General features: G+C 28.5%; 8 protein-coding genes. 2 read left to right on the forward strand and 6 right to left on the reverse strand.

Translation table 11 applies throughout. From position 1 onward, the window contains the following. Positions 1–43 precede the first annotated feature (43 nt). The 5 genes from aroA to M9408_RS03315 form a co-directional block, all read right to left on the reverse strand. A complete protein-coding gene (aroA, locus tag M9408_RS00240) occupies positions 44–1,345 on the reverse strand; it encodes a 3-phosphoshikimate 1-carboxyvinyltransferase (RefSeq protein ID WP_250257225.1) in 1,302 nt (433 codons plus the stop codon). Between the two features lie 133 nt (positions 1,346–1,478). Continuing rightward, positions 1,479–2,567, reverse strand: a complete 1,089-nt coding sequence (serC, locus tag M9408_RS00245; protein WP_250257226.1) for a 3-phosphoserine/phosphohydroxythreonine transaminase — start codon at positions 2,565–2,567, stop codon at positions 1,479–1,481. Between the two features lie 281 nt (positions 2,568–2,848). Next, positions 2,849–4,135: a serine--tRNA ligase gene (gene serS, locus M9408_RS00250; RefSeq protein WP_250257227.1), complete on the reverse strand. Its 1,287-nt coding sequence runs from the start codon at positions 4,133–4,135 to the stop codon at positions 2,849–2,851. Between the two features lie 717 nt (positions 4,136–4,852). After that, positions 4,853–5,455 (reverse strand): outer membrane lipoprotein chaperone LolA, encoded by a 603-nt coding sequence (gene lolA / locus M9408_RS00255; protein WP_250257228.1) that lies wholly within the window; start codon positions 5,453–5,455, stop codon positions 4,853–4,855. A gap of 149 nt (positions 5,456–5,604) precedes the next feature. Further along, positions 5,605–7,989, reverse strand: a complete 2,385-nt coding sequence (locus M9408_RS03315; RefSeq protein WP_250257229.1) for a DNA translocase FtsK — start codon at positions 7,987–7,989, stop codon at positions 5,605–5,607. Positions 7,990–8,470: 481 nt separating this feature from the next. On the opposite strand from M9408_RS03315, the gene trxB reads away from it, so the two are divergent. Together trxB and infA are read left to right on the forward strand one after the other, a co-directional pair. Then, entirely contained in the window at positions 8,471–9,439 is a 969-nt protein-coding gene (trxB, locus tag M9408_RS00265) for a thioredoxin-disulfide reductase (RefSeq protein ID WP_250257230.1), read from the forward strand. A 278-nt stretch (positions 9,440–9,717) separates the two neighbouring features. Beyond that, entirely contained in the window at positions 9,718–9,936 is a 219-nt protein-coding gene (gene infA / locus M9408_RS00270) for a translation initiation factor IF-1 (protein WP_250257231.1), read from the forward strand. Between the two features lie 144 nt (positions 9,937–10,080). On the opposite strand, the gene M9408_RS00275 is transcribed toward infA, so the two are convergent. Further along, positions 10,081–12,234, reverse strand: a complete 2,154-nt coding sequence (locus tag M9408_RS00275; RefSeq protein ID WP_250257232.1) for a TonB-dependent receptor domain-containing protein — start codon at positions 12,232–12,234, stop codon at positions 10,081–10,083. Between the last annotated feature and the right edge of the window lie 376 nt (positions 12,235–12,610).

The raw sequence follows: 12,610 nt of genomic DNA on the forward strand, positions 1-12,610 counted from the left end.
ATAACATATATTTACATATACGCGCCGCACACCATATAAAATACTACCGCAATACACTTATACTAAATAATTGCATAAAAAAATTAGGAAAAGTTTTATATGTACATTGAGGATCATGAATTACAATAGGAACATCTGATAATGCTGCTAAAGAAAAGCACATTGCTATACGATGATCATTGTAAGTATTAATATAAGCCGATTTTATTTTAATTGGAGGGGTTATTTTTAAATAATCATAGCCCTCCACTACTTTTGCTCCTATTTTCCTCAATTCAGTAGTCATCGCAATTAGTCGATCACTCTCTTTAACTCTCCAATTATAAATATTACGTAATGTTGTAGGACCATTACTAACAAATAAGGCAGTAGTAGCAAGAGTCATTGCTGAATCAGGAATATCATTAACATCTAAATCAACTGCATTAAGATCAGATCCACGAGTACATTCTATATAATTATCGTGCCACGAAATCTTTGCTCCCATCCTTTCTAATATATTAGCAAAATAAATATCTCCCTGTTTACTATGTTTCCCAACACCTATAACTCGAACAGTCCCTCCTTTGATAGCTGCAGCTGCTAAAAAATAAGAAGCGCTCGAAGCATCTCCTTCCACTAAGTAATGCTCAGGTGATTGATATACTGAATTTCCTTTACAATAAAAAATACGATAATTTTCATCATGCTCTATATTAATCCCAAAATTCTTCATAAGAGATAAAGTAATATCAATATAAGGTCTGGATACTAATGTGCCTTCTACCTTAATATAAGTATCTCGAGGAGCCAATGGAGCCATCATAAGAATAGACGACAAAAATTGACTAGAAATACTGCCTTGAATAGAAATCTCACCTCCATAATACCCTCCACATAAACGCACCGGAGGATAATTATCACGTTCCATATAATCAATATTAGCTCCTCCTTGTCTTAAAGCCTCTACTAAGTGTAAAATAGGTCTATCTTTCATACGAGGATAGCCAGTAAGAACAACATTCTGTGGCTTTATAGACAATGCTGCAATAAGAGGTCTCATAGCAGTTCCAGCATTACCTAGAGATAAAACTAATTGGTTATCGCTTTTTGATTGCAAAGCACCACCAATCCCATTAATCTCACAATTTTTTCTATCACTTGAAAGACGATATATTACCCCTAAATCACGCAACGCGTCTAACATGAAACGTACATCATCACTATCCAATAAATTAATTAATTTAGTAATACCTACAGATTGAGCTGCTAGCAATAACGCTCGATTTGATATACTTTTAGAACCGGGAAGATAAACATTTCCCTGTATTTTCTTGATAGGAGCTAATTTAATAAAATTATTCACATTTCACCAACTTTTATAAAAATTAGATTTAATTTAAAAAATTAATAACTCGTTTATCATTTGATAACAAGCATACACACCAATTGTGTTAAACACATAATGCATTTGTGAAAAACATCTCTATACATCTAATTTAACTATATTTCTCAGAAAATAATTTCATAAATTCAACTAATTTTTGTACACCTTCTAATGTCATGGCGTTATATAATGATGCTCTCATACCCCCAACTATTCTGTGTCCTTGTAGCCCACGTAATCCAAAACATATTGACTCTTTTAAAAAAATATTATCCAATTTATTATTTTTTAAAAAGAAAGGGACATTCATGCAGGAGCGATTAGATACATCAACATTATTGAAATAAAAATTACTAGAATCAATAGCATTATATAAAAAATCTGATTTCTCTTGATTACGTTTATTAATTTTTTTTAATCCTCCTTGCTTTTTTAACCATTTAAATATTAAACTAGCAACGTACCAAGACATAGTCGCAGGTGTGTTAAACATTGAACAATTATCAACTAAAATTTTATAGTTCAAAATAGAAGGAATTTCCTGACGAGGGATTTTTAGTAAATCTTTTCTAATAATAACTACTGTTAAACCGGCTATACCAATGTTCTTCTGAGCTGCAGCATAAACTATACCAAAACGGCTTATATTAATCGGACTCGACAATAAAGTTGAAGAACAATCTGCTATCACTATTTTATCATAAAAATTTGGAGTTTCATATATAGCTATACCATCAATAGTTTCATTAGGACAATAATGTATATAAATACTATTTGTAGCAACATCCCATTTAGATATAGGCTGAATATTATATAACCCATTTTTTTTATTAGACACATTTATTATACGTGGATCACAGTATTTTTTTGCTTCTATCGCTGCACTGTATGCCCAATACCCAGTGTTTATATAATCAACGTTATCTGAAGATGTTTTCAACAAATTCATAGGAATTGCTGAAAATTGAGCTCGAGCGCCACCATGACAAAACAGTACTTCATAATTTTCTGGAATATCGAGCAAATCACATATATCTTGTTTCGCGTCTTGCATTAATTGTAAAAATTCTTCGCTGCGATGACTTATCTCCATCACAGATATACCCATGTTCTTCCAATTATATAATTCTTTTTTAATTTGTCTTAGAACTTGTTTTGGCAACGTTGATGGGCCTGCGCTGAAATTAAATATCTTATTCATATAATGAGTTATTAAAAATACTTAAATTAATAAAATAACATTCTTCACAATAAACTATCATAACAACAATATTAAAAATATCTCCATCATAAACAGTTAATTACACTTTATACTTATAAAAATAAAATATAAACATAATGCATACATTTAACCACTATTAAACCTCAATCACATAATTACTAATAATAAATAATATATAAATATAACTCCCCAAGTTTTGATAAAAACGGTAAACACAAAATTTTTTAAAAATAGTTTTGAAAATAAAGCAAGAAATCCATTTAATTAATATGTGTTATCCCATTCATATACGGATACAACACTGAAGGAATCGCTATGCGCCCATCTTCCAATTGGTAATTTTCAAGCACGGCCGCTAATGCCCTACCTACTGCTACTCCAGAAGCATTTAAAGTGTGCAAAAACTTCGTTTTCCTATGAGTCTTTCCCCGATAGCGTGCTCTTATACGACGTGCTTGGAAATCTCCAACATTCGAACAAGAAGAAATCTCACAATAAGTATTACATGCTGGAAGCCATACTTCTAAATCGTATGTTTTACAAGAAGAAAATCCAATATTCCCCGTACATAACAACATTTTTCTATATGGTAACTTAAGTAATTGTAAGACTTGTTCTGCATGACCAGTGATTTCTTCTAATGTCTGCATAGATTTATCTGGATGAACTATTTGCACTAATTCAACTTTATCAAATTGATGCATTCTAATCAACCCACGAGTATTATGACCATATGATCCAGCTTCAGAACGAAAACATGGAGTATGAGCAATCATTTTAATTGGTAATTCTTTTTCATCAAGAATTACATCACGAACTAAATTTATTAACGGTACTTCAGCAGTAGGTATTAACGTATAAGAATTAGTTTCAGATCCTAGATGCTTAATATGAAATAAATCTTTATAAAATTTTGGTAATTGACCTGAGCCATATAAAGACATTTCATTTACTAGATATGGCAAGTAATACTCTTCATACCCATGGCATTTAGTATGTAAATCTATCATAAATTGAGATAAAGCACGGTGTAAATGTGCAATTTGTCCTTTCATTACAACAAAACGCGACCCAGTTAACTTCGTTGCGTCAGAAAAACTTAAACCATTAGTTAACGCACCTAGTTCCGTATGATCTTGTAATGGGAAATTATATTGACCTGGTTCTCCCCATCGCATTATTTCTAAATTATCTTGATCACTAAACCCATAAGGCACTTGATCATCTGGAATATTTGGTAAAGACAATTCATACTGTCTAATTATTTTCTGTAACGTTTTACTTTCTAACTTAAGTGAAGTTAATTTTTTTCCTAAAATATATGCTTCTTGACGCAAAAACTCCACATTTTCTCCGTGCATCTTGGCTATTCCTATAATTTTAGCCTTAACTTTGCGTTCAGTCTGTAAGCTTTCAGTTTTTTTCTGTAAAATTTTGCGTAAACTCTCTTGTTGACGAAATTTATCAGTATTAAATATAAATTTTCTACGAGCAAGTTTTTTAATAACTACATCAAGATTACTACGCAATAAATTGGGATCTAGCATATGTAACCTACACTATCTATTTCATCAGATAAAAATATCTAATAGTTTATTTTAGTAATTAAGATAAACTATTATCCACTTTTTACTCTTCTTATACAAAACAACACTATTCTCAACAAAAAATAATTTATTTATCAGTTTTTATGTATACACTACGCACCATAATAACAATTAGTATTCTTTATCTAAAAATTCACATTTTCCTTATAAAAAAGATAATTTTTAAATAAAGACGTAAATCAAAATATAAAACGATACATATTTTTATATGTAAATAATTCAAATTATCTTACTACGCATTCATTAAATAACAAACAACATGTCAACACATAAAAACTTTATGCCACTACATTAAGTAATACACGCTTATATCGCCAATCAATAACATAATATATAGAATTACCACGTGCGATTAAGATTGAATTTGATACCTTATGTGTATAAATATATATAGTCAAACAAGATATGTTATTACAAATACGCTAGATCATAAATTTTATATAATTTCTATTATACAACGATCATATTTAACTGATTACTAAAAGTAAAGTTACAATTTTTAACATAATCTTAATATGTAAGATACACAAAATTTTTTATTAACTTAAGGAATAAGATTTTACTTATACGTATCGCATCTGCTTTCAACCTTTATATTTTGTTTAATAATTTTTATAATTATTAAACAAAATATAAATTTTTATTAATTAATACATATTATTCTCTTTGTTCGTCTAGTTGAATATCTTCAGAAAAATTAAAAGAAAAATTCTTTATATCGATTGTATTATTATTTTGATCTAATAAATAATAATCTACATATTGATCTTTTTTCTCAAAAATACTAAACTGTTCAATTGTACCACAGTCAGTTATTTTAACTCTACATTCTTGTAAATTACAATTATCGCGGATCGGTATCAAATAAAAAAAATCTCCTCTCTGAATAACATTATAATTGTCCCATTTATGTATATTGTTATCAGAAAATAACATAAAAAAAATATTATCAGAAAAATTTTGTAACCAATACGCAGTAACTTGTTTAATAAAAGGAACATAAAACCAAAGTGTTTTTCCGTCAGAAATTAAAAAATTTTCTTCAGGAGATATCATATGCCAATTAAATAGGTTAGGTCGCTTTATCCATAGTTCTCCATAACCCTCCAATAATATGTTGTCGTTAGCATTAATAACTTTTTGAGTAAACCGTGCATAAAAATAATTTATTTTTTTAAGGCGATCTCGTAATGTAATAACAGATGTATCATCAGATATTGCTGAAATAATTATAACAACACTGAAAAAAACAGCATACATTACTTTGTTAATCATTCTCAATTAATTAAATGTCCATAATTAATATACACCACATATATTAAAACTATAACGAAAATATGTAATATGGTTATTGTACTTATATAACAATTCTACATGTGTAACAACACGATCTTTTAGCATATCAAATATCATAAATTAGCCGTTTGGTTTTTCCAAAAATTAGCTACCGCGTATATTTCTTGATCTTCTATAAATGCGCCATGCACTCGAGTAGATGTAGAAGAATTAGGCCCCAAATACAACATATCACCTATCCCTAACAGGGATTCTGCTCCAGACTGACCAAGAATAGTATGAGAATCTATTTTGCTTGACACAGTAAAAGCTATACGTGCTGGAATATTTGCTTTAATTAATCCAGTAATCACATCTACTGACGGCCTTTGTGTTGCTAATATTACATGAATTCCAGCAGCACGAGCTTTTTGCGTCAAACGAACTACTAACCCCTCTACCTTTTTTGTCGTTGCTATTAAATCTGAAAATTCATCTATAATAATTACAATATAAGGTAATTTTTCCAAAACATCAGGAAAAGTTACTATCTTTTCATTAATAAATTTGCTTACAGTGTCGTGTTTAATATATTTTTTAGAATAAAACTGCTCTACACGTCTATTATAATTTTCTAAATTCCGTACACCAAGCGCAGCCATCAGCTTATAACGACGTTCCATTTCTTTTATACACCATTGTAATGCTTCATAAACTTCTTTCGTATCAGTAATAACCTGTTTTAAAAGATGAGGAATACCTGAATATATGGATAATTCTAAAATTTTAGGATCAATCATAATAAAACATACTTCTTCCGGCATTGCCTTATATAAAATACTAACAATCATAGCATTAATTCCCACAGATTTACCTGATCCAGTAGTTCCGGCAACTAATAAATGAGGCATAGATTTCAAATCCACGATCATAGGGTACCCAGATATATCTTTACCCAAAACTAATGGTAATAAAGTGTCAGTATTCCTAAATTGTTCTGAACTTATTATATCCCCTAAATATACTATACTGCGCTTTTTATTAGGGATTTCTAATCCAACATATGGAGTACCAGGAATTACCTCTACCACCCTAACCGATGCTGTATATAAAACACGTGCTAAATCACGTGACAAATTAACAATTCTTGCAGATTTTATACCTGGTGATAAATTTAACTCAAATCGAGTAATTACTGGACCAGGAATAATATTCGCTACATTTGCTGTAATATGGTATTCTGCTAGCTTAGATTCTAATAACTGAGAAATTTTTTTTAATTCCAATAAACTATTTATATTTTTTTTTGATTTAGATGTAGTTAACAAATTTATATCTGGAAGCATAGTAGGGACCCGCTTATCGTAAGATAATTTTCTCCGTACCATTGGCGCTCTTGTATACTCAAATAAAGACACATGTCGCTCTGTATCTTTATTAATAAACTTAGGTGTTTGTATATTCTGATTACTTTTTATATCTACACGTACCATATCTAAATCTTGTTCCAATACTACATTATTTTTTTGTTCTCTGTCTTCAATAGCAGACATTTTAAAATTGTTTAAAATTTGATTACCATACTTACTAATTCTTACAGAGCAACTTTTTCGTGCAAAAAAAATGCCATTCATATATTTTTTTATATAGTATTTATAATTTATTTTATTTATACATAATTTAAAGCAAGATGATAGATTCTCGATAAAATTGAAATTTTTAATAAATATTTTAATTAATGCAATACAATTTTTTTTGAAAAAATTGTTTTTTAAAACAGAATCAAATTGTTTAACAGATCTATCAATGTTTTCCGATACATTAGGGATAATATGTATATTTAATAAATTATTTTCTGATTTTTTTTTAAAAAAATTAGGTTCTTGTATAGAAAAAACTGACGGGCATATACGCTTCTTAATACATAATTGTTGATAATTACATTTTTGTATATATTTTTTATCATAACAAACTAATATTCTTAAATAAGCTGTAAAAAGAGATAATTGATTTTTAATAGTTTTTACAATCATCTTAAAAATTTGATTAAAAAAAACTTTAATGTCAATAATTCCAACCAAAAAAAGCAAAATAACACCAATATGATAAGTTATTTTTTTGTAAGATAAAATAAAATTACATACCATACTTCCTACTATCCCTCCAGAAGAAAAATAAAAAAGATCATTAACAATTAAATGAGTTAATCCACAACATACACATAATAATATTAATATCCCTATTAATTTAAAAAAAAACTCAAAAATAGTAACCCAAATCTCCTGTGTATAAATTTTCCAAATATAAAATAATATAAAAAATGGGATCATATAAGCCGGAGCGCCAAAAACAAAAAATAAAAAATCAGAAAGTCTTGCTCCTAATACACCTCCAAGATTATGTATTGATCCGTCCCATATAGTTTGTAACCATCCAGGGTCTGCAGGATCAAAACTAATTAATATAACAATTAGATATAATAAAATTATGCTTATACTAACAAATATAAAATTAATCACTAAAATATCTCTTTTTTTATTTAAATATCCACTAATATATATCAATAATTATCTATATATATCTAACATTCTGATTCAATTTAAAAAATAACCTTTTAATTCATAAAAAAGTTTAATATTTAATATATATGTATATACATACTAATTTATACAAATTATGAAAAAATAATTAGTTTGCTGTGTTATTTAAATAATATATACGACATATTTAACAAACTTCAGTAATTTTAAATAAATTAAAGCACTTTAATTTATTTAAAATACTTGCTATATTGTATACATTATTTTATAATATATCGCATGTGATGTAAGTTAAAAATAGTTATAGGAATTGTTATATAACAACTTAGAATTTCGTTCTGGTCTTTGTTGTAAACTTATTTAAAAAATTTAATATTTCAAGATTTATAAACATACTGCATACAATATGGATACAGCAGAAATCAAATGAAATTAGAGAGAGCTATATGAGATACATTGCATGACAAAAAGTAAAAAACATTGCAAACTACTTATATTGGGAACAGGTCCCGCTGGATATACTGCAGCTATCTACGCAGCCCGAGCTAATTTAGCTCCTGTACTAATCACTGGATTAGAAATGGGAGGACAACTAAACACCACTACAGATATAGAAAACTGGCCTGGAGATCCTGAAAATCTTACTGGACCTATATTAATGAATCGTATGAATACACATGCTATTCATTTAAACACCGAGATAATCCCCGATTATATCGTTAAAGTAAATTTTAAGCAATATCCTTTTTATTTATGTGGAAACATGTATGAATATACATGTGATTCCTTAATCATAAGTACAGGAGGATCTGCTCGAAACCTTGGAATTCCTTCTGAAGAAAAATATAGAGGGAAAGGTGTTTCTTCATGTGCTACATGCGATGGCTTTTTTTTTAAAAAGCAAATTGTTGCAGTTGTTGGTGGCGGCTCTACAGCAGTAGAAGAAAGTTTATACTTATCTAATATTGCCGAAGAAATTCATCTTATTCACCGTCGTAATCAGTTTAGAGCAGAAAAAATTTTAATTAACAGACTGATGAACAAAGTTAAAAATGGTAATATTTTTTTACATCTCAATCATACTGTTGAAGAAATATTAGGAGATGGTACAAATGTTACTGGATTATACTTAAAAAATATGACGCAACAAGATAAAAAATACACAATAACTGTCCAAGGTGTATTCATTGCTATTGGATATACGCCAAATACTTCTATATTCAGTAATCAACTCATATTGAATAATGGATATATTAATGTACAATCTGGAACTAACGGTAACACAACTGCTACTTCTATTCCGGGAATATTTGCTGCAGGAGACGTAATAGACCATAACTACCGTCAAGCAATTACTGCAGCCGGATCTGGTTGTATGGCTGCTCTAGATGCTGAACGCTACTTGTCTGCTATCAAATTAACAAAGTAACTTAAAGAAATAATAATTAATAAAAAAAAATAATAATACAACTACTTATTAAAGTATAAATAAAATAAATCATATTATTTTTATTGTTTATCATTAAAATACTGTCACTATAACAAACAATCATAGTAATAATTCCATTATCAAAGAAGATTACATTATAAAAATAACTATTTTTATAATTTTTAAAATATCAAATCTCAATCGACGCATACTACTTGATTAGCTGATATCTTATGATAAAATTTTTAGATTATCATTTAATTCTATAGAAGAACCTAATGACAAAAGAAGATAATTTCGAAATGCATGGTGTCGTATTAGATACTTTACCTAATACAATGTTTCGCGTAGAACTAGAAAACGGGCATACTATCATAGCACATATTTCTGGAAAAATAAGAAAAAATTACATTCGAATCCTAACAGGAGACAAAGTAACTGTTGAACTTACACCATATGATTTAAGTAAAGGAAGAATTATTTTTCGTAGCAGATAATAACATTTAAAAATTTAATGCCTTTACATGCGTATTTATAAAATCATGCTAGCATGATTTTATAAATACGCATGTAAATTTTAAACATAGACTAATTTTAAAAACTTTTTAAATATAAATCAAATTTCTTCTTGCCTTTTTTATTTATAGCACTATCCCCAATTTAATCCACCAAATGCGTCCTGGTTCATACATTAACGTTCCAGTAGGATATCCAAGGCGTTTATGCATATATAAATTAAAATATTCCCTATAATTATGATTCAACAAATTATCCACACCAATACTAAATTTATAAAATTGAGAGTTAGTCCATGCTAAATGTGTAGATAATATTCCAAACCCTGAAGTATTATAATTCTCACGCGCATGCAATAACGTATTCTTATAAGTAACAGGGGCTGGAGAAATAAATAAATTATTAGATTGTGGAAATGCAAATCTCCACAAAGCAGTGATGCTGTAACATCCTTTTATCCATTGACATATTACTTTACCTTCCAATGGAGGAATTTTAGGTAAAGAACAATTATTATCTGCATTTATACCCCAAGACCATGACATATTACTTTCAGCCCGCCAATAATCATTAAATTGATAATTTAATCCTATTTCAGTTCCACATATTTTAGCATTAATATTTTCTGTATGATTAATACCACCATTATATGGTATGTAATCATTGTAATAACCACATAAAATAAAATCTCTAATATATCCAGCATAAGACGATATCCATCCATTTGTTTGTAGATGTTGAAAATTAGCTCCTATATCTATCTGAACGACCTTCTCAGGTTTTAGTTCTAAAACATTTTCTATACTGCTATTAATATTCTGACTAAATCTATTAGAAAATAACTCCCAATAATCAGGAAAACGAAAACTTGTTCCAACACCTACATAATATGATAACAATGGATTAACATTGTCCTCATAGCGTAAAAATCCCGCAGGATATATAATACTATACCGTTTATATTTAGAAAAATTATTAAAATTAACTACACTGTATTCCAGTCGCGTACCTCCAATAAATCTTTTACTTGATAATGAATTCGCAATTAATTCAGTAAATATACCAATATCTTGGGAAACAATATCTTTCTCCCAATTAAAACAAGATTGTACGTGTTCTCTGTGTTTGTTAACTTGCACATCTGCTCCGCTATAACATTTGATGTTATCCCATTGTGTTGTCGCAACACCTCGCGCACCCCATATTAATCGATCAACATTGTTTTCAATATCATTATTAAATCCACAACAATTTTTACAAGATAATCCTGTAACATACGGTAAAGTATCAGCCATAATATGGCTTACATAATTATGCCAAGCTTGCAACTCAATTTTATCTAATTTTTTAATTATGTCTGTAGTTTCTACTTTTATTCCATAACTTTCTCTAGCAAAACATAATCCATCCATAGATCTAACAGCATAATTTGCATTACCGTTACCTTGCCCTAAACTAATCTCTAAATGTATGTCTTCTCTTAAATTTAAAGACAAAATGGCATCAGCGTTCCATTTATACCATGCAGAATGTACTCTATGTTTATGGCCATCATAATAATCATCTGACTGAGAAAGATTACCTATTAATCTAAGATATCCATATTTACTTCCTATAATACTGTCTATATTTCTATCTACTTTATTATTTGCTCCAATCATTAAATTACTGCGCAATTGAACTTTTGATTTATCAAAACAAGGATTATATCGTTCAAATTGTAATGTAGCTCCAGATGCTACAGGACCCCATAACACTGTCTGCGGGCCTTTAATAACATTTAAAATATCAAAAGTTTCTGGAGAAATATAAGCGCTAATAGGATCCATATGAGAAAAACAAGCACCAAGTATTTCTCCGTTATCCATTAAAATACGTATCCGAGATCCAAACATCCCACGAAAAACTGGTTCGTTATTAACTCCTCCGTTACGAATAGCAGTAAACCCTGAAATATTTTTCAAATAATCAGCTGCATCAGTTACATATAATGATTGCAATGATCTTGTAGGAGAAGCAGTAAAAACCAATGGAGAATTTTTTAATGAAATGATAGTCATTATATCATCACGTATTTTTACCTGATGATATAATGTTGGCGATCTTTGTATATCATCAGATACTGACATTAAGGTGTCTTTAGATCTATTTCCAATAGACATATCATTCAAATTAGCTTGAGAGTTATTAAGAGTAATCATGATTAAATCAAAACATATCAAAAATAACATTTTATAAATTAATGTTCTAAAACTATATAAAAATGTGTCATACATCATATATACGCTCATAGTTATTAAATGATTCTTAAAAAGACTAATATAACAACTAAAATATGCGCGTTAAAACTTAACATTATTCAGTAAAACACCAAGTACATCAATAATACAAAATAATGTCAACTCAAACACATATCTATAATCATATCAGTATATTATACTAAATCACTTCAACTATCTTAATACCTAAAAAAAAGAATATTATTTATGAATATAATCATTTAAATTAAAAAATACTATTCTAATAGAAATAAAACCTAAATATTTTCTGTGTTACAATCGGTTAAAATTTTTATATATACATATTTGTTTAAATTAATATCAAAATCAATTAAATAACTTCTATGTCATCGACATGTATCAAATATAACAATAT

The organism is Candidatus Blochmannia vicinus, from assembly GCF_023586525.1.
Lineage (GTDB): Bacteria > Pseudomonadota > Gammaproteobacteria > Enterobacterales > Enterobacteriaceae > Blochmanniella > Blochmanniella vicinus.